The 19,628-nt window shown below is 50.0% G+C and carries 22 protein-coding genes and 1 tRNA gene; 22 read left to right on the forward strand and 1 reads right to left on the reverse strand.

Annotation, left to right across the window (positions count from 1 at the left end):
• The first annotated feature begins 8 nt into the window (after positions 1-8).
• The 18 genes from G5B00_RS03500 (at position 9) to G5B00_RS03585 (ending at position 15,373) form a co-directional block, all read left to right on the forward strand.
• Positions 9-344, forward strand: coding sequence for a DUF4134 domain-containing protein (locus tag G5B00_RS03500; RefSeq protein ID WP_163871861.1), 336 nt, complete (start codon positions 9-11; stop codon positions 342-344).
• Between the two features lie 141 nt (positions 345-485).
• Positions 486-785, forward strand: a complete 300-nt coding sequence (locus G5B00_RS03505; RefSeq protein ID WP_205966280.1) for a hypothetical protein — start codon at positions 486-488, stop codon at positions 783-785.
• 194 nt (positions 786-979) lie between these two features.
• A complete protein-coding gene (locus G5B00_RS03510; RefSeq protein ID WP_163871863.1) occupies positions 980-1,297 on the forward strand; it encodes a DUF4133 domain-containing protein in 318 nt (105 codons plus the stop codon).
• Between the two features lie 34 nt (positions 1,298-1,331).
• Complete coding sequence (locus G5B00_RS03515; protein WP_163871864.1) at positions 1,332-3,803, forward strand: TraG family conjugative transposon ATPase; 2,472 nt, start codon at positions 1,332-1,334, stop codon at positions 3,801-3,803.
• Positions 3,800-4,507 (forward strand): conjugal transfer protein TraI, encoded by a 708-nt coding sequence (locus tag G5B00_RS03520; protein ID WP_240894366.1) that lies wholly within the window; start codon positions 3,800-3,802, stop codon positions 4,505-4,507. Before G5B00_RS03515 ends, G5B00_RS03520 begins: the two co-directional genes overlap by 4 nt.
• Before the next feature lie 10 nt (positions 4,508-4,517).
• Positions 4,518-5,174, forward strand: coding sequence for a hypothetical protein (locus G5B00_RS03525; RefSeq protein ID WP_205966281.1), 657 nt, complete (start codon positions 4,518-4,520; stop codon positions 5,172-5,174).
• Positions 5,171-5,809 (forward strand): TerB family tellurite resistance protein, encoded by a 639-nt coding sequence (locus tag G5B00_RS03530; protein ID WP_163871865.1) that lies wholly within the window; start codon positions 5,171-5,173, stop codon positions 5,807-5,809. The genes G5B00_RS03525 and G5B00_RS03530 overlap by 4 nt, the downstream gene beginning before the upstream one ends.
• 9 nt (positions 5,810-5,818) lie before the next feature.
• Positions 5,819-7,027: a conjugative transposon protein TraJ gene (gene traJ, locus G5B00_RS03535; protein ID WP_163871866.1), complete on the forward strand. Its 1,209-nt coding sequence runs from the start codon at positions 5,819-5,821 to the stop codon at positions 7,025-7,027.
• 18 nt (positions 7,028-7,045) lie between these two features.
• On the forward strand, positions 7,046-7,666 hold the full coding sequence (gene traK, locus G5B00_RS03540; RefSeq protein ID WP_163871867.1) for a conjugative transposon protein TraK: 621 nt from the start codon (positions 7,046-7,048) through the stop codon (positions 7,664-7,666).
• Positions 7,667-7,677: 11 nt separating this feature from the next.
• Positions 7,678-8,157, forward strand: coding sequence for a hypothetical protein (locus G5B00_RS03545; protein ID WP_163871868.1), 480 nt, complete (start codon positions 7,678-7,680; stop codon positions 8,155-8,157).
• Between the two features lie 2 nt (positions 8,158-8,159).
• Positions 8,160-9,464 (forward strand): conjugative transposon protein TraM, encoded by a 1,305-nt coding sequence (traM, locus tag G5B00_RS03550; protein ID WP_163871869.1) that lies wholly within the window; start codon positions 8,160-8,162, stop codon positions 9,462-9,464.
• Between the two features lie 28 nt (positions 9,465-9,492).
• Positions 9,493-10,338, forward strand: coding sequence for a conjugative transposon protein TraN (traN, locus tag G5B00_RS03555; protein ID WP_163871870.1), 846 nt, complete (start codon positions 9,493-9,495; stop codon positions 10,336-10,338).
• A gap of 17 nt (positions 10,339-10,355) precedes the next feature.
• Positions 10,356-10,970, forward strand: a complete 615-nt coding sequence (locus tag G5B00_RS03560; protein WP_163871871.1) for an MT-A70 family methyltransferase — start codon at positions 10,356-10,358, stop codon at positions 10,968-10,970.
• Between the two features lie 7 nt (positions 10,971-10,977).
• Positions 10,978-12,138, forward strand: coding sequence for a hypothetical protein (locus G5B00_RS03565; RefSeq protein ID WP_240894367.1), 1,161 nt, complete (start codon positions 10,978-10,980; stop codon positions 12,136-12,138).
• 35 nt (positions 12,139-12,173) lie between these two features.
• The gene (locus G5B00_RS03570; protein ID WP_163871872.1) at positions 12,174-13,229 is read left to right on the forward strand and encodes a hypothetical protein; all 1,056 of its coding nucleotides are present in this window, start codon (positions 12,174-12,176) and stop codon (positions 13,227-13,229) included.
• 10 nt (positions 13,230-13,239) lie between these two features.
• Positions 13,240-13,530 (forward strand): hypothetical protein, encoded by a 291-nt coding sequence (locus tag G5B00_RS03575; RefSeq protein WP_205966282.1) that lies wholly within the window; start codon positions 13,240-13,242, stop codon positions 13,528-13,530.
• Between the two features lie 68 nt (positions 13,531-13,598).
• Positions 13,599-13,760 carry a hypothetical protein gene (locus G5B00_RS03580; protein ID WP_163871874.1) on the forward strand — a complete coding sequence of 54 codons (162 nt, stop codon included), beginning with the start codon at positions 13,599-13,601 and terminating at the stop codon, positions 13,758-13,760.
• Between the two features lie 50 nt (positions 13,761-13,810).
• The gene (locus tag G5B00_RS03585) at positions 13,811-15,373 is read left to right on the forward strand and encodes a recombinase family protein (RefSeq protein WP_163871994.1); all 1,563 of its coding nucleotides are present in this window, start codon (positions 13,811-13,813) and stop codon (positions 15,371-15,373) included.
• Here the strand turns inward: G5B00_RS03585 and G5B00_RS03590 are convergent.
• A tRNA-Arg gene (locus tag G5B00_RS03590) sits at positions 15,333-15,407 on the reverse strand. The two genes, G5B00_RS03585 and G5B00_RS03590, sit on opposite strands and share 41 nt — an antisense overlap.
• 178 nt (positions 15,408-15,585) lie before the next feature.
• Here G5B00_RS03590 and G5B00_RS03595 point away from each other — a divergent pair.
• The 4 genes from G5B00_RS03595 to G5B00_RS03610 all read left to right on the forward strand — a co-directional run bounded on the left by G5B00_RS03595 (position 15,586) and on the right by G5B00_RS03610 (position 19,620).
• Positions 15,586-16,257, forward strand: coding sequence for a peroxiredoxin (locus tag G5B00_RS03595; protein ID WP_240894368.1), 672 nt, complete (start codon positions 15,586-15,588; stop codon positions 16,255-16,257).
• A 79-nt stretch (positions 16,258-16,336) separates the two neighbouring features.
• On the forward strand, positions 16,337-16,651 hold the full coding sequence (locus G5B00_RS03600; protein WP_163871875.1) for a thioredoxin family protein: 315 nt from the start codon (positions 16,337-16,339) through the stop codon (positions 16,649-16,651).
• Positions 16,632-16,892 carry a DUF6952 family protein gene (locus tag G5B00_RS03605; protein WP_163871876.1) on the forward strand — a complete coding sequence of 87 codons (261 nt, stop codon included), beginning with the start codon at positions 16,632-16,634 and terminating at the stop codon, positions 16,890-16,892. Before G5B00_RS03600 ends, G5B00_RS03605 begins: the two co-directional genes overlap by 20 nt.
• A gap of 295 nt (positions 16,893-17,187) precedes the next feature.
• Complete coding sequence (locus tag G5B00_RS03610) at positions 17,188-19,620, forward strand: PIG-L family deacetylase (protein ID WP_163871877.1); 2,433 nt, start codon at positions 17,188-17,190, stop codon at positions 19,618-19,620.
• Positions 19,621-19,628 lie beyond the last annotated feature (8 nt).

Raw genomic sequence — 19,628 nt, forward strand, 5'->3', positions numbered from 1 at the left:
AGTGTGTTATGGAAAAGTGCAGAAGGAAAACTACAATCAACCGTAAACGGCTGCTTGCGCTGGGCGCAGCCTTATTGCTGACCGCCCTCCGTTTTGGCGCAATGGCGCAGGACGGCATCCAGGGCATCAACGAAGCCAATTCAAAAGTACGCAGCTATTTCGATGCAGGCACCAGCCTCATGTATGCGGTGGGGGCCATCCTCGGACTGATCGGTGCGGTCAAGGTGTACCAGAAATGGAACCACGGCGACCAGGACACCAGCAAGATAGCGGCGGCATGGTTCGGAAGCTGTGTCTTCCTCGTGGTTGTGGCTACGGTCATCAAATCATTCTTTGGCGTTTAAACCTTCCAGTCTATGCAAAGTGTGCTCAAAGAAAAGCTGTGGGCGTACATCGTCCACCACAACCCCGACCTGATGTTCCGTCTGCAGGAAGATTATTCGGTTACCCGCTACCTCGAAGAAAAGGTAGCGGGCATCCTGCCGATGGCAGCGGAACTCCTGTCGGAAAACAGGCCGATATATATCATCGAGGAACTGTGCCTCAATGCGATGACCGAAGACCTCAGACCCTCCCGCTACCTGTACATCCGTTCGGTACTGGAGGAGGAGTTCAGCCCGGACTATGAGCGGCTGAAAGAAAGCGGAACGCTGACCTACGAACTGTGCAACCTCATCGAAGCCTGCAAAGGCATCTTTGAGGAGCTGGGCTTCAGCAGCGAAAACGAAGAAGACAGGTACCTGCGCTATGCCGTCATCCGGCAGGTACACGAGTACCTGAACTGAAAAGACAAGCATGTGGATGGATGCCGTTCAGGCAGCCGCCACATGGGCATAAAGGAATGAGTGAAGAAAGATAAAGTGTGGTTATGGCTTACCAGATTTTCCAAAAACTGAACGAAGAAGCCGTGCTGGTAGCGGCACGGGCCGCAGAACGTTCCCGTAACCGGATGCGGCTTTGACCATAAACATAGCAAGACATGGCAAACAGTGTATATCAGATCAACAAGGGCATTAACCAGCCCATAGAATTTAAAGGTTTAAAGGCGCAGTACATCTGGTACCTGGGCGGTGGTGTGGTGGTGCTGCTCGTCCTGTTCTCGATCCTGTATTTCATCGGGCTGCCCTCGCTGGTGTGCGTGGGCATCATCGGCGGCGCAGGGACGCTGCTGGTCATGAAGATATACGGCATGAGCAACAAATACGGCGAACACGGACTGATGAAGGCACTTGCAAGAAAGCAGGTGCCGAAAACCATCCGGTCAAGGAGCAGGCGGATTTTCCTGCGCAAGAAATAAACAAGGTTTTTTTAAAAGGTAAACAAGTGGGGTTATGGAAAAAGTGCTGGATGAAATTTTACCGGTCATGGATGTGGAGCATGACTGCATCCTGAGCAAGCAGGGCGACATCACGGTGGTATTCAGGGCAGACCTGCCGGAACTGTTCACCCTCTCCGACCAGGAATACGAAGCGTTCCACCAGGCATGGGTAAAAGCCGTCAAGGTTTTGCCCAAATATACCGTACTGCACAAGCAGGACTGGTTCATCGAAAGTGGCCACCGGCCGGATTTCACAAAGGACGACACCAGTTTTTTGAGCCGTGCCAGCGAGCGTTTCTTCAACGAGCGTCCCTTTCTGGATCATAGCTGTTACATCATGCTGACCAAAAAGCCGCAGGGCAGGAAGACCGCCAGTTCGCTGTTCTCCAACCTGCTGCGCACTTCCATCGTACCGGAGGAAACATTGAAGCCCGCACTGTTGCAGGATTTCCTGGACAGCACCGGGCAGTTCCGGCGCATCATGGAGGACAGCGGCTTTGTGAAGCTGACCCGGCTAAGGGAAAGCGAACTGCGCAGCGATGCCCGTAAAACGGGGCTGATCGAACGGTACTGCTACCTCTCGGAACGTGATAACGGTTTTGTGATGAACGACATCACCTTTGATGAGGGCCTGCAGGTGGGCGACCGACATTGCCAGCTCTACACGCTGGGCGATGCCGCCGACCTGCCCGCACTCTGCGGCAGCCGTATTAACTACGACAGGTACAGCACCGACAAGACCAAGTTCAGCGTGGGCTTCGCTTCCACGCTGGGGCAACTGCTGCCCTGCAACCATATCTACAACCAGTACCTGTTTATCGAGGATGCGCAGAAGACCATACAGAAGCTGGAAAGCAAAAGGCTGAGGCTGCAATCCCTTTCGGCCTACAGCCGGGAGAACATGATCGCCAGGGATGCGACCAACGATTTTCTGAACGAGGCCATCGGCCAGCAACGCCTGCCGATAAAAGCCCATTTCAACGTACTGGTATGGGCGGATGAAAAGGAACGGCTAAAGGATCTGAAGAACATGGTGTCCTCTGCGCTGGCGCAGATGGACGCCGTGGCCAAACAGGAAACCATAGGCGCACCGCAGATATTCTGGGCGGGCATTCCGGGCAATGCCGCCGACTTCCCCATGAACGATACGTTTGATACGTTCGCCGAACAGGCGACCTGCTTCCTCAACCTGGAAACGGGCTACCGCTCCTCGATCAGCCCGATGGGCATCCGCCTGGGCGACCGCCTGACCGGAAAGCCCGTGCATGTGGACATATCGGACGAACCCATGAAAATGGGGATCTGTACCAATCGCAACAAGTTCGTCCTGGGGCCGTCCGGCAGCGGCAAATCTTTCTTTACCAACCACATGGTCAGGAGCTATTACGAACAGGGCACGCATATCGTGCTGGTGGACGTGGGGCACAGCTACAAAGGGCTGTGCGATATGGTAAACGGCTATTATTTCACGTACAGCGAAGACAACCCCATCCGCTTCAATCCCTTTTACATCGGCGAAGGCGACAGCCTGGACACGGAGAAGAAGGAAAGCATCAAGACGCTGTTGCTTGCGCTCTGGAAAAAAGACGATGAGCAGTTCAAGCGGAGCGAATACGTGGCGCTGTCCAATGCCATTACGGGATATTTCCAGTTCCTGGAAAAGCATAAAGAAGTATTCCCCTGCTTCAACAGTTTCTATACGTTCCTGCGGGATGACTACACCCGGATACTGGAAAGCGACCGGGTAAAGGAAAAGGATTTTGACATCGACAATTTCCTGTACGTGCTGCGCCCGTATTACCAGGGCGGCGAATTTGATTACCTGCTCAACGCAACGGAGAACCTCAACCTGCTGCAGGAGCGGCTGATCATCTTTGAAATTGATGCGATCAAGGATAATCCCATACTGTTCCCCACGACCGTCATCATCGTGATGGAAATCTTCATCAACAAGATGCGAAAGCTGAAAGGCGTACGCAAGATGATACTGATAGAGGAAGCCTGGAAAGCACTGATGGCAGAGGGTTTTGCGGAATACATCAAATACCTGTTCAAGACCGTACGCAAGTTTTTCGGGGAGGCCGTGGTGGTTACGCAGGAAGTCGAGGACATCATTTCCTCGCCCATCGTCAAGCAGGCGATCATCAATAATTCGGACTGTAAAATCCTCTTAGACCAGTCGAAGTACCAGAACAAATTCGACCAGATACAGGAGCTGCTGGGGCTTACCGAAAAGGAAAAGGCACTGGTGCTGTCGGTCAATAAGGCGAACGACCCGACAAAGAAATACAAGGAGGTATTCATCTCGCTGGGCGGCATGCTCAGCAAGGTGTACCGCACCGAAGTGAGCCTGGAAGAATATTTAGCGTACACCACCGAGCAGACCGAAAAGGTAAAACTGATGGAATACGCAGCAAAGTTCGGCGGGGACATCCGCAAGGGCATTGCGGCGATGGCGGAGGATATGCGCAGTAAAAGCAGTTGAAAAACTTAAAGGGAATAGCAATGAAAAAGTATGTAAAAATAATCACGCTGGCGTTCTGCCTGTCTTTCACGGTCATGCCCGTCCAGAAAGCCGAAGCGCAGGTCGCCATACTGGAAATAATCAAGGCGGGCATCAAAAAGGTCATCAAGGCGGTAGACCTGAAGATACAGCGTTTGCAGAACAAAACGATCTGGTTACAGAATGCGCAGAAGACATTGGAAAACACGCTGTCCAAGCTGAAGCTGGACGAAATCTCCGATTGGACGGAAAAGCAGAAAGAGCAGTACCGCAAGTATTACGAGGAACTGGCAAAGGTCAAGGCCATCATTTCCTATTACCAGCGCATCCGGGACATCACGCAGAAGCAGGTACGGCTGGTGGAGGAATACCAGCGTGCCTGGGGCCTTGTCCGGCAGGACAGGCATTTCACGGCGGAGGAAATCGAGTACATGGCACTGGTGTATTCCGGCATACTGGAGGAAAGCCTGAAAAGCATCGACCAGATCAGCCTGATCGTAAAATCGTTTACCACGACCATGAGCGATGCCAAACGGCTGGAGCTGATCAATGATGCCGCCGACCAGGTGGATACCAACTACTCCGACCTCGTGCAGTTCAACAGGCAGAACATGCTGCTGAGCCTGCAACGGGCAAAGACGGCGCATGAAGTGGAAGTGGTCAAAAAATTATACGGACTGGATTAAACGAAAAACGATGAAAAAGATACTAACGATAGCCGTGCTGCTGCTCGCCGTTTCCGGCAGCCTGCAGGCACAGACTTTCAAGGAGTGGTTCCGGCAGAAGAAAACGCAGAAAGAATACCTCGTCCAGCAGATTGCCGCTTTACAGGTGTATATCGGTTATGCGAAAAAAGGCTACAGGATCGCCAAAGACGGGCTGAACACCATCGGAGGTTTTACGAGGGGGGAATTTGACCTGCATGGGGAATTTATCGGTTCGCTGAAAAAAGTCAATCCCGAAATCAAACGCTATGAAAAGGTGGCGGACATCATAGCCATGCAGGTCAGGATCGTGCAAAACCATAACCGGACATTGCGGCAGCTCCGCCGGAGCGATGCCCTTTCGGGCAATGAGCTCGCCTATGTCGGACGTGTATTCGGTCGCCTGCTGGACGACTGCGAAAAGACATTGGACGAACTGATCGACCTGACCACCGACGGCAGGCTGGAAATGAAGGACGATGAGCGCATGGCGAGGATCGACCGGCTCTACCTGGACATGCGGGACAGATACACGTTCACGCAGGGTTTCGGAAACGATGCCCGGATGCTTGCCGCCTCCCGGAAAAAGGAGCAGATGGATATACTGACCAGCCGGGAATTACAGGACATTAAAAAGGAACAGCCATGAAAAAAATGATCGTGATTACGGCGTTGGTGCTTGCCGCACTGCTGCCAGCGGGAAAAGTATCGGCGCAGGCCAATGAGATCGCACAGCTACTGCTGAACGTAGAGAAGCTGGCGCAGTTCAAGCAGATATTGAGCGACATGAAAAAGGGCTATGAGATACTGAGCGGCGGCTACAATACGGTGAAGAATATCTCGGAGGGCAATTTCAACCTGCACAGGGTATTCCTGGACGGACTGATGGAGGTCAGCCCCACGGTGCGGGGCTACCGCCGTGTGGCGGACATAGCGGACTATCAGCTGACGCTGGTCAGGGAATACCGGAACGCCTACAACCGCTTTAAAAGGGACGGCAATTTCAACCCGGAGGAACTGGCCTACCTGGGGCGTGTGTACGACAAGCTGTTCAGAGAAAGCCTGCGCAACCTCGATGAACTGCTCACGGTGGTGACGGCGGGAAAGGCAAGGATGAGCGATGACGAACGCCTGCAGGCGATAGACCGTATCTACCTGGATATGCAGGACAAACTGATGTTCCTGCGCCATTTCAACAACAACACGACGGTACTGGCCGTGCAGCGGGCAAAGGAAAAGAACGATGCGCGCACCATGCGCAGGGTATATGGAACAAACGAATAAAACGGGATTATGGCAAAGTGTGTAAAGGCCGCAGTGATTGCGGCAGTGTGTCTGGGATTGCCTTTTTTGGGTCATGCGCAGGACATAGCGGGCGAGATGAAAGGGATGCACGGTGTGCTGGAAAGCCTGTACAACCAGATGATGCCCCTGTGTGGGCAGCTCATCGGCGTAGGGCGTGGACTGGCGGGATTTGCCGCCATGTGGTACATTGCATCAAGGGTGTGGGGACATCTGTCCAGGGCCGAGCCGATAGATTTCTATCCGCTGTTCCGGCCGTTCGCCATCGGCTTCTGTGTGCTGATGTTCCCCTCCGTTCTGGGCATCATTGGCGGCGTGATGAAGCCCACCGTAACGGCAACTTCAGCGATGGTGGAAGGCTCCGACAGGGCGATTACCGTGCTGCTGCAACGGAAGGAGGAAGCCATCAAAAAGTCCGATGTATGGCAGATGTATGTGGGCGAAAGCGGCAGCGGCGACCGGGATAAATGGTATAAATATACACATGACGGCGAAGATCCGTCGGGTGAAGGCTTCTTTGAGGGCATCGGCAACGACATCAAGTTCGCTATGTCGAAAGCCTCCTACAATTTCCGCAACTCGGTCAAGGAATGGATGAGTGAAGTGCTGCGCGTGCTGTTTGAGGCGGCCGCACTGTGCATTGACACCCTGCGGACTTTCCAGTTGATCGTGCTCTCCATTCTGGGGCCGCTCGTGTTCGGCCTTGCCGTCTTTGACGGTTTCCAGCATACCCTTACCGTATGGCTTGCCCGCTACATCAACGTGTTCCTATGGCTGCCCGTGGCCAACATCTTCGGCAGCATCATCGGCAAGATACAGGAGGAAATGCTCAAACTCGACATTTCCCAGGTGCAGGAATACGGCGACACCTTTTTCAGCCGGACGGACGTGGCCTACCTCGTCTTTATGATCATCGGCATCGTGGGATACTTCACCGTTCCGTCCGTGGCCAACTACATCGTACACGCCGGGGGCGGCGGCGCACTCGGACAGAAAGTGACCAGCCTTTTCGGCAGCAGTTCCCGAAGTGTGGTGAACACAGCATCGGCGGGCGCCGGTATGGCGATGGACGCTATGGGCAATGCCGCCAGCAGGATATCACAGAGTATGGCAAGTAACGGTACGACCAATCCCTATTTCGGGGATAGTGGCAAAAGCGGATCGGGTTACATGGGCGATAAGCTAAAAGGCAATTCATAACCAAAAAACGGAGGAAGCATGTTCAAAAAAATGAAAAATATAGATACCGCATTCCGGCACGTGAGGGCTTTTACGATGCTGATCATCGCTGGAAGCGTCGCGATATGCTGCTTTGCCCTGTACAAAAGTTTCAGCCTGGTATCGCAGATGCAGTCGAAGATTTACATCCTGGCCAACGGCAAGGCGCTGGAAGCATACGCTTCGGAACGCAGGGACAATATTCCGGTGGAAGCAAGGGATCACGTAAAGACGTTCCACCACCTGTTCTTCACGCTCGACCCGGACGAAAAGGCGATACAGGCGAACATCGCCAAAGCCCTGTACCTGGGCGACGGTACGGTAAAACGCGCCTACGATGACCTGAGGGAGAACGGTTATTACGCAGGGCTGATTTCCGGCAACGTGAACCAGACCATCACGGTGGACAGTGTGTCGGTGGACACGGGCGAATACCCCTACCGTTTCCGCTGCCATGCCACGCAGCGCATCATCCGGCCGACCAGCATCACGACACGCAGCCTGCTCACGGAAGGCTCGCTCCGCAACGTCAGCCGCAGCGACAACAACCCGCACGGCTTTCTGATCGAGCGCTGGAACACGATTGAGAACAGGGATCTGAAGACAGTGGGAAGGAGATAAAAAGCAGCGATATGAAATTTCTATCCAGGCATAAAAAACAGGATGAGCCGCAGGCGCCCGGAACGGCTGCCGAAGGATTGCGGCTGGCCTATAAGCGGGTTCAGACCGGATGGGCAACATGGATGGCCAGACGTACCGCAGGGTTTTCACGGCGGAAGTGGCAGGTACTGCTGGTGCTGTTCATGTCGGGATTTGGCGGGTACAGCCTTTACCTCACGGTGGACGGCCTTACCGGAAAAGGGGGAAAACCCTTTTCCATCACCCCGATAAAGAAGCCCCGCCATGCCACAGAAACCGGGGAGAGGAACGATAGCCCACAGGTATCCGAAGCGGAGTACCGCCGGATACGGCGGTTCCGGCTGTATATGGACAGCCTTGCCCGAAGTCCGGCGGGGAAAGCGGAATACGACAGCATCATGGCACAGCGTCCCGGACTGATGGACAGTGTGCGCTTTATCGAAAAATATTACGGACAATTCAAAAACAGGTAACAATGGAAAAGCAAACAAAAACAACAAAGGAAATCAGGCAGCGCAAATTCATGCTGGTGCTGCCACTGCTCGTCCTGCCTTTCATGACGATGGCGTTCTGGTCATTGGGCGGTGGCAAGGGCGGTGAAGCGAAAGACCAATCGGGACAGCAAACGGGCTTCAACCTCAAATTGCCGGATGCGGATTTCAGGGAGGAAAAGCCGATGGACAAGCTCGGCTATTATGATCAGGCACGGCAGGATTCCGTACGGTTTCTGGAAATGATGAAGAACGACCCGAATTTCGGGGAGATGGCCTTTTCGGATACGGAGGACTACCTTCCGGACGACATGGAAGAAGGCTACGGCACATCCTACAGACGCGCGGGGCTGAATACCTCGCCCTATGGCGGTGGCGTTTCTTCGGGCGATCCCAATGCGGACAGGATATACCGCAAGCTGGCCGAACTGGACAGGGAAATGAACAGGCCCCTGGAGACAGCGGCTGCGGACGGATACCCTTCCCAGGATATGGGAACCGGGAATACCGGGGCTACCGTCAGCGCGGCAGACATAGACCGGCTGGAACAGATGATGCAGATGATGGGACAGCCCGGAGGGGAAGATCCCGAAATGCAGCAGATCAACGGGATGCTGGAAAAGATACTGGACGTGCAGCACCCCGAACGTGTGCAGGAAAAACTAAGGCAGGTATCCGAAAGCCGCAAGGGACAGGTATTTGCCGTTTCGGCAAAAAGCCATGAAACACCGGTATCCCTGTTGGACAATGCGCAGGAGCAGCCGGCGGCATCCAACGGTTTTTTTTCGCTGGATGAGATGACGGCCGTAGCCGACACGCAGAATGCAGTGCAGGCGGTCATCCACGAAACGCAGACCATTGTGGACGGTTCCACCGTGAAGCTACGGCTGGTAAACGACATCTATATCAACGGCGTCCACATCCCAAAGGACAATTTCCTGTTCGGCACGGCATCGCTGAACGGCGAACGGCTGAATATCAGGATCGGCAGCATCAGGTATGGCAATTCCCTGTTCCCGGTAGAACTGGCCGTGTATGACATGGACGGGCTGGACGGCATCTACATTCCGGGAGCGATTACCCGTGATGTGGCCAAGCAGTCGGCCGACCGCTCCATGCAGGCCATCGGCATGACCTCGCTCGATCCGTCCTGGCAGGCACAGGCCGCAGGTGCGGGCATCGAAGCGGCCAAGACCCTGTTCAGCCGGAAGGTCAAACTCGTAAAAGTTACCGTCAAGGCGGGATACCGGGTGCTCCTGCGGGACGAAAAACAGAAGCAGTCCGATTAATTATCCATTCATTTAAAAATTAAGTACGATGAAAACATTCAGTGCAGCAGTGATGACGGGATTTTTTCTTTTCATCGCCATTATAAGCGGTAAAGCGCAACCGGGCGAAGCCGTTTTACAGACTAAGGCAATCACGCCGTACCACATGGCCATTGCCTATTCAAAGACCACCAATATCATTTTTCCCCACGCGATTGTGAGCGTGGACAGGGGCAGCCGGGACGTGCTGGTACAAAAAGCAAAGGGGGTGGAAAACATCCTGCAGGTCAAGGCGGCAACGGAAGGATTCGGGCAGACCAATCTAACCATTATTACAGCCGACGGCAGGCTGACATCCTTTCTGGTCGATTATGCGGAGCAGCCATCGGTGCTGAACCTTTCGCTGGTTCCCGAAGATAAACGCCATGTTGTCGCTGTTCCATCGGCGGGCATCAACAGGCAGGAAATAGAAGAGCGTGCCGGAGCGGTGCTCGCATCGGGAGAAAGAAACGTTCGTATCAGCGACAAGGCTTTCGGTGTACACCTGAAACTGGACGGTCTGTTCATCCGGGAGGATGTGATGTACCTGCGTTTCCATATCCGCAACAGGACCAATATTCCCTATGATATTGACCAGTTGCGCTTCTACATCCGTGACCGGAAGAAAGCCAGGCGCACCGCCACGCAGGAACTTGAAATATCGCCCCTTCTTGTGCGCAACGGCACCGAAAAGGTCGGGGGCAATGCGGAGCACAGCATCGTGCTGGCCGTCCCGAAATTTACCATTCCCGATAAGAAGTACCTCGCCATCCAGCTCATGGAAAAGAACGGCGGCAGGCACCTGGAACTGCACGTAAAAAACAGAGCGGTCGTAAAAGCTCTTCCGGTTGAATAGGTAAAAGTTGTTGCGGGATGGGAAATGGGAGAAGGAAATACGACATCATCTATGCTGACCCGCCGTGGGCGTATAAGGTATGGAGCGAAAAGACCGCAGGCCGGACGGCCTCCCGGCATTACAACACCCAGTCACTCGGGTATCTCGCCTGTCTGGATATTGCTTCCCTGTGCAACCCCGATTGTGTACTGCTCATGTGGGCAACCTTTCCATGCCTGGCGGAAGCCTTTGCACTGGGCAGGGCATGGGGTTTCCGGTATAAAACGGTGGCTTTTGTATGGGTAAAACGCAACCGGCACAACCATGACCTTTTTCTGGGCATGGGCTATTATACCCGTGCCAATGCGGAAGTGGTGCTACTGTTCACCAAAGGCCGTCCGCTGAAACGCGTCAATAAGGATGTACCGCAGGTGCTGATATGTCCCAAAGGGAAGCACTCGCAGAAACCACCGGAAATACGCCGCCGCATCGAACGGCTGTTCGGTGACCGCAGACGGCTGGAGCTGTTCGCCCGTAGCCGTGACGGTTTCTTTCCCGATACGGAATATGAGGGCTGGGACGTATTCGGCAATGAGGCCAATTCTTCCATCCCGGTCAATCTTAACCAATATTTATTTACGCTGAAAATATAGCATAGCTATGAAGATCAGGAAAGAAGATTACCGGGAGATATTGGAACATCTTGTGAAAAAGCGTTGGCAGGGCGAAGAATATGTGGCTTTTCACGATGGGGATTACCCTCTCGGTAAAGAAGGACTATATACGTTCCGCGGACTGTACGATGTGCAGGAGTTCTGCCATGAAATGGCAACGGACGTGGACAGGTACGATTATCTCGCCATCCGGTCTGCATACAGGGCGATGGCGGAGGCCATGAACGACGGCAGCCTGCTGACGGAACGGAACGGGATTGTCGATGTAGCCCTGATGGTGGCCATGCGCCACCAACGACTGGCAACGGAACAAATAAATAACGAACAAAATCCAAAAGTCATGAACATTAAAAATTTTGAATACCTGCGCGACCAGGTGAAGTACACCGGTTTCGGAGAGGGACTGGAAAACAGCCTCAAAGCGGCCATCGAAAAGGGAGAGCCGGATTTTAAGTTGCAGCACCAGACACAGTACGGCAACGACCGGGTAACGGCGGAACTGTATTTCAGCCAGTCCAAACAGAGCGATATGTATTTCTTCAATAAGTACAGCGTAAGCGTGGAAAGGGGAAGCGGTGCGCAAAACATGGCGCAGACCTTTTACATCAACAAGGGCAATAACATCACGCTCAAAGAAGCCTACAACCTGATGGAAGGGCGTTCGGTCAATAAAGACCTGACCAACAAACAGGGGCAGGTTTACAACGCCTGGATACAGATGGACTTCAAACAGAGCGATGCGGGCGGCAATTTCAAGCTGAAGCATTACCACCAGAATTACGGCTACGACCTGGAAGCCGCACTGTCCAAACACCCGATAAAGGAATTGGGACATGAGGAATATAAGGGCAGCCTGCTGGAGTCGCTCAAAAAAGGCAACAGGCAGTCGGCCACCTTTCAGGTGGACGGTTCGGAACAGAAACATTATATCGAAGCCAATCCCCAATTCAAGACCATCAATATCTATGACAGTGCAATGCAAAGGCTGGACAACCGCCAGTCAAAAAAGGAAACGCAGTCCCAAAGCGAAGGGCAATCTGCCGGGCAGGACAATAAGAAACAAAGGCAGGCACCTGTGGAAGATGACGGCCCTGAAATACCGAAGGCGGCGAACAAAAAAAGGAAAAGGCAATCGCAGTCCGTATGAACCGGTAAACGGATGTCAGACTAAATGGATAAGATATGGATAACCGCATTCCCGTAAACAGGGTGGAAACGGCGCTGAACGGATGGCGTTCGAGGGAGGAACGCTTCAGCAGGCTGTTTTCATTTGACCTATCGTCCAACCGTGCGCTGATGAAGGAAAAGCTAAGCTACTATGACCGTATTGCAACAACCTATAAAGGCACAAGGGATATGGACGAACGCCTTGCATTGAAGCTGCTGAGGCAGGAGCGCAACCACATGGAAAAGCGGCTTTATCCGCACATCATGGTCAGGCTGCTGCGCAGGCTGGTGGTCGTTCCCATCAGGGAACGGATCGCAGTGAAACAGGATAGCCTGCGTATGGAGGAAAACAGGCAGGCATTGGATCGTCAGGTGCAGCGGGCGGGCTTCACCGGGCTTTCGGAAAAAATCGGGGAGAACATGAACCAGGGACAGCAGCAGTTTTCCATCCCGGTTTCGCGCTACATCAATGAAAAGGAACGGCTGGATTATCGCCTGTCATTCGTAAAAGATCATTCGGGCACCTACCGCTTTGATGGGTACAAAGCGGACCTGCACAACGAAAACAGACCGGATGAAAAGCGGCAGCAGTATTTCGGCATGGAAAACGGCCGGGGCGTGAACACGACGGAAGCATACAATCTCCTGTCCGGCCGTTCCGTCCAAAAGGAAGGGCGCTGGCTGCAGCTGGACTTCAACGACAGGGATGCGCTGGGAAATTTCCGGGTAAAGGAGTTCCATGCAGGCTATGGCTACAACATTGATCAGGTGCTGCAACAGCTTCCGCTGAAGGAACTGCTCAACCAGGGCGAAGCGGACAGGTTGCGTGACGCACTCAAACACGGTGAGCGCCAGTCTGTAACCTTTACAAAGGACGGCCATGAGCGGCGCTACTATATCGAGGCCAATCCGCAGCATAAGTCGGTCAATGTGTATGATGAGCATTCCCGGAAGATCACGCTGAATACGGCTTTAGGGAATAAGACGATGGAAGCGGTCAGGGTAGCGCAAAAGGAAAGTGAGCGGCAGCAGCAGGGACAGGCGAAAAGGAACGGTATGCGTGTGATGTAATATGGAGCGGATGGACATAACACCTTTGGGCGATTTCTTTGAAGCGATACAAAACGATGCCCGCATCAGCACGACGCATATAGGTATCTATGCGGCATTGCTGCAATACCGTCTGCTGCATGGTTTCGATAACCCGATACAGGTGTTCAGCCGCGAGATTATGCATATAGCCAAGGTATCGTCGGCCATGACTTACCACAGGTGCATCAGGGAGTTGAGTGAATACGGCTATATCCGGTATGAGCCGTCGTATAACAGGAACAAAGGAAGCCGGATATATTTTGTGGACAAAGGTATGTGAGGGCAATTTAATTATAGTGATGATGCAAAGCCCGTCAGGGCTTTTGCTGTCTAAAAAGGAGGTGTGAGATGGAAGGAAACGTGAAGAACAGGATAACACCCGAAAAAGCATTGGAAATACTCAATAACGGTGGAATGAAAGTAACACTGGAACAGGCAAAGCTGATACTGGATTTTCTGTATAAAATGGCTGAAATCGCTATGGCACAATGCTTTAAAAACCCGTCTTAATTTCGTATATTTACCTGTGTGTAAAAGATTGTACCTCAGCATTTAATACCATGAAATTAGCAGATTTATACATCAGGGTCAGTACCGACGAACAGGCCGACAAAGGTTATTCCCAGCGTGACCAGGAGGAAAGGCTTCGGAAATACTGCGAAATAAATTCCATACAGGTTCGTAAGGTCGTTTTCGAGGATCACTCCGCAAAGACATTCAACAGACCTGAATGGCAGAAATTGCTGTCGGAATATAAAAAACGTAAGGTAAAAACCGATCTGGTGCTGTTTACCAAATGGGACAGGTTCAGCAGGAATGCCGGGGATGCCTACCAGATGATCAGTACATTACGGCAGTACGGGATAGAGCCGCAGGCCGTGGAACAGCCGCTGGATATGTCCATCCCTGAGAACAAGATGATGATGGCTTTCTACCTCGCTGCGCCGGAAGTGGAAAACGACAGGCGGGCATTGAATACGTTCTATGGTATGCGCCGGGCTAAGAAAGAAGGACGTTGGATGGCATCCGCACCGGTCGGATATATCAATAAGGTTTCGGAGGATGGCAAAAAATACATTGCCGTGCATGAGAAAAATGCCGGGATATTGCGGTGGGCCTTCAACGAAATTGCCTACGGTACACTGGCTGCCGACCAGGTAAGAAAAGAGGCGAACAAAAAAGGGCTGAAATGCAGCCGTAGCAACTTCTGGTCGATTATCCGAAACCCGGTCTATTGCGGCAAGATTTTTATCCCGAAATATAAGGAGGAAGAAGCCCATCTTGTGCAGGGACAGCATGAGCCGATCATATCGGAGAACCTGTTCTACATGGTGCAGGATGTCCTCGACGGTAATAAACGTAAGGAGCGCCCGAATACGAAAATAGCATCGGATGAAAACCTGCCCTTGCGGGGATACCTGGTATGCCCGAAATGCGACCGTATGATAACAGGGAGCGCCTCAAAGGGCAAATATTCGCTGTACTATTATTACCACTGTATTTCTTCCTGTGGGTTCAGGCAACGGGCTGACAATGCCAATGACCTTTTTGTAGAGGAACTAAGGAAATTCAAACCCCATCCGGCGGTCGTTGATTTATCGAAGGCGATCATTACGCAGGCCTATCAATACCAGTTCCGGCAAAAGCAGAACAACAGTAAGCAGGTGGTGGAAGAAATAAATAAGCTGAATGCCAAACTTTCCAAAGCACGGGATCTGTTATTGACCGAAGCAATTGATGCAGGGGACTACAAAGAGATCAAAGCCGAATGCGAATCAAAACTGGCGAGACTGGAAGGACAGCTCGCTGAAAAATCCAGCACCACATCAGTAGCCAGTATTGAAAGGTCTCTTGACAAAGCCATTCAAACATTAACCAGAATAGATGTGATGTATGAAAATGGTACGGTAACGGATAAACGCGCAATAATAAGTTCGATATTTCCGGAAAAAATCACTTTTGACGGTTCGCAATATCGAACTCCCCGGCTGAATAGCGTAGTACGCTATATCTATCAGATAAACAATAACTTACATCAAATAAAAAACTGGAAAAGTGAAGATTTTTTTCACCTTTCCGGTCTGGTAGCCCCGAGCAGAATCGAACTGCTATCAAATGTTTAGGAAACATCTATTCTATCCGTTGAACTACAGGGCCATTCGACAAATCAGGTGCTTTTTAGTGGTCGTAACATAGAAAATACACCTATTTGGAACTGAACAAAAGTAATTATTTTTTTTACATTTATCTATAAGAGATATTTATGATTATAATCAGATTTTAATAGATTTTCTCAATATGTTATCAACTTTTTTGATTGTTTCCCGAGCTAGAAATGAGCTATCTTTGTGGCAAACAAAAAGAAAAAATTATTATGAGCTTTACAGGTAAAAATTTTCCAAACATTACAGTTGATGCTATCGATTATCTAGGCGATTACATCTCTATCAACATTTTTGAAAAAGCAAGACAAGAAAATAAAAAAGTCCTTTTGTTCTGGTATCCAAAAGATTTCACTTTTGTGTGCCCAACAGAATTGCATGCATTCCAGGAAGCTGCTGCTGAATTTGCTGCGCGCAACACGATTGTGATCGGCGCTTCGTGCGATTCAAACGAAGTACACTTTGCTTGGTTGAATACTGCAAAAGACAATGGTGGTATCGAAGGTGTAGAATATCCTATCATTGCAGATACAAACCGTAATCTTTCTAGTGTATTGGGTATTTTAGAAATGAAAGAGGTAGAGCATCCTGAATATGGTACATTGGTAGAAGGTTCGGCTGTGTCTTACCGTGCTACTTATTTGATCGATGAGACCGGTAAAGTATTCCACGAATCTGTCAATGATATGCCGCTTGGCCGTAACGTTAAAGAATATTTGCGTTTGATCGATGCGTACACACACGTTCAGAAACATGGTGAAGTGTGCCCGGCTAACTGGGAAGAAGGTAAAGAAGCTATGAACGCTACGCGTGAGGGTGTTGCTTCTTACCTATCAATGAATTAATTAGTTTTCAAGTTTAGGGTTTAGGTTCAATAGTGTAGTACCTTAAACCCTAAACTAAAAGAATCTTAAACTAAGAATCATGCTACAAGAATTAGAAAACGATACATTACAGAAATTGGTTGCTGAAAACGAAACCGTCATGGTTCAATATGCAGCTTCATGGTGTGGCAATTGCCGTATCATGAAACCTAAATTCAAAAAATTGGCTGGCGAAAATGAGAATGTCAAATTTGTAATTGTGGATGCGGAGAAATTTCCGGAATCAAGAAAGCTTGCCAATGTGAACAATTTGCCTACTTTTGCCGCCTTTAAAAATGGAGAGCTGGTCAATCAGGTTCAAACAAACAAAATAGAAGGATTAGTCGATTTATTGAATGAAGTTACCCATAATTAAGCATCTTACGGACTTTATCGAGCAGAATGATGCCGATTTTGTTCTGGAAGCTATCGAGACATTGGAGGCCTTGACCGAAGTACCTTCCCTCAAAGACGAAGAGCTGGATGTAATCGGTGAGCTTATATCCAATATGTATGGAGCCATTGAGGTGGATAAACTCATCAAGGAGGGGACACCCAAAAAAGAGGCGCTGAATGTTTTTATGAAACGTGTTTTGGGTTCTATAGATAAAGGATAATAAAACTTATATTGTCAAGGCAAAGTATTTCCACAAACACAGAATTGTTAACAATCCTGTGTTTGTGGAAATCTTTTTTTATACACCCTTCGTGATTCTATCTTTTTATTTTAACTTTACTCATGGGTTGTTAGGTTGTAAAAATGCTCATAGCATTCCTGCTTTGCCATACTGATTGCGCACTGCTTTAAGACTCAAAAAGATTTTTAATTGTTGGAAGAAGAGCTGTTGCTTGTGACAGCTCTTTTTTTGTGTTGATTTTTGTGCAATCCACCTATTTGTGTATTTTTAGGGCATGTCAAAGCTATATCTGTTTCTTCTCTTTATTATTTGCCTATTTTTCAAGGATCTGTCGGGTCAGCAACAACAATGGGATGCCGGGGATATCAAGGTTCATCTTGACAAGCTCAACACATTGGGCACAGTCTTGTATTTTGCGGCACATCCAGACGACGAGAATACCCGACTGATAGCATGGCTGGCGCAAGAAAAAAAATACAGGACAAGTTATTTGTCCTTGACGAGGGGTGAAGGGGGGCAGAATCTTATCGGTACGGATTTGGGTGTGAACTTGGGATTGATACGTACGCATGAATTGCTGGCGGCCAGACGAATCGATAAAGGGGAGCAGTTTTTCTCTTCGGCGTACGACTTTGGGTTTTCGAAGACACATCAAGAGACTTTTACGTTTTGGGACAAGGAGAAAGTACTCGCAGAGTCTGTGTATATCATCCGTAAATTCCGACCCGATGTGATCATTACCCGCTTCCCTCCGGATAAGAGGGGTGGTCATGGTCATCACCAGGCTTCGGCGATCTTGGCCCATGAGGCTTTTTTGGCGGCAGCCGATCCGAATAAATTTCCCGAACAACTGCAAGAGGTACAGCCTTGGAAGGCAACCCGTCTGGTCTGGAATACAGCCAATTTTGGAGGAATGAACAATACTTCTGACGATCAACTCAAAATAGATATCGGTGCGTATAATCCCTTATTGGGACAGTCGTATGGGGAAATTGCAGCACACAGCCGATCACAGCACAAGTCGCAAGGTTTTGGTGCGGCATCCACACGAGGTCAGCAGATCGAATACTTCGAGCATGTGGCAGGCAAGGAAGCCAGATCAACGTTGATGGATGATGTCAATACATCTTGGAATAGAATTGCCGGGACGGATAAAGTCCAAGCGCTTGTCCAAAAGGTCAATCAAGAGTTTGACGCGAATCATCCGGGAAGAATTGTTTCGGATCTATTTGCTTTGCGTACAGAGATCCAAAGGATTCCAGACGAGTATTGGAGAGCACAAAAAAATAAGGAAGTGGAGGATTTGATAGTGGCGTGTGCAGGACTATGGATAGAGGCTACTGTGAATCAACCCCAAGTGGCCATTGCCCATCAGTTTCCGGTGCATATAGAGGCAATCGTACGAAATCCGAATAATACGGTGGAAATACTGCTTGTGAATGGTCTTCCTCAGCGAGTTTTTTTGTCCGAAAATAAACTTTGGAGAGGCGAGATAACGAGTACATGGAATAAAACGACGCAGCCTTATTGGCTTATTAACTCCTTTTCCGGTGGAAACTATACTATTGATTTGGAGGACTGTGGCTATCCGATAAACAAAGAAAAACCACGCCTGCAGATAGCGTTAAAGGTAGGGAACGATACGCTCCTGCTCAATCGGGATATACAGTTTAAGTCAGTGGATCCGGTAAGGGGTGAGATCCATCAAGATTTGGCCGTTGTACCACAGCTTACTGTCACTTGTAAAGAAAGCAGTATTCTTTTTACCGATAATGAAGAAAAGCAAGTTGAAGTCAGCTTTACAAATAACGATCCAAAGGAAAAAAAGTACAGTGTAAAAATAGACCATCCAACAGGCTGGCTAGCCAGTGACCAAATTGTTGAACTTGATTTTTCGGAGAGCAACATCCTAACGAAACATTTGTCTATCAGGCCAAATGGACAAAAACCGGAAAGAGGGCAACTGACGTTCTCGCGGAATAATGAGCTTTTGAAGTCTGTCAAAACGATAAGCTATGACCATATACCCGTACTTACAGGATTTCCGTCGGCCGGAGTACAGCTACAGTATGTAGACTTGGTCAACCCTATCAAGAGAGTGGGCTATATCAACGGTGCGGGAGATTTGATCCCGCAATCCCTAAATAATATCGGTATTGAAGTAAGTACGTTGAGCAATAATCAGATTGAAGCAGGATATCTCAAACAGTTTGATGCTGTTGTAGTAGGTGTTCGCTATTTTAATGTCAGCGAGCGGAGTGGAGCCTCCCTTGCTCAACTATTGAAATATGTGGAACAAGGTGGTGTCGTATTGATGCAGTATAATGTCAATACAAGACTACAGACAGCACATTTGGGACCTTATCCTTTTCAGCTCTCACGAGACCGTGTGACGGAGGAAGATGCCAAAGTTGATTTTGATCAGAACGATCCTGTATTTAGCTATCCGAACAAAATCACATCGGCAGATTTTGATGATTGGGTACAGGAGAGGGGGCTATATTTTGCGACAAACATAGATACGAAATACAGAACTCCGATACGTATGCACGATAAGGACGAGGCGACAAGCAGTGGTTCTTTGCTGATCACAAAGTATGGTAAAGGCAAATTTGTCTACACATCGCTGTCGTTTTTCAGACAATTGCCTGCCGGAATACCCGGAGCTTATAGATTATTTGTAAATTTGCTCACAATAGAGAAGTAAAAATATAT

The sequence above is a fragment of the Parapedobacter sp. SGR-10 genome (assembly GCF_011030405.1).
Lineage (GTDB): Bacteria > Bacteroidota > Bacteroidia > Sphingobacteriales > Sphingobacteriaceae > Sphingobacterium.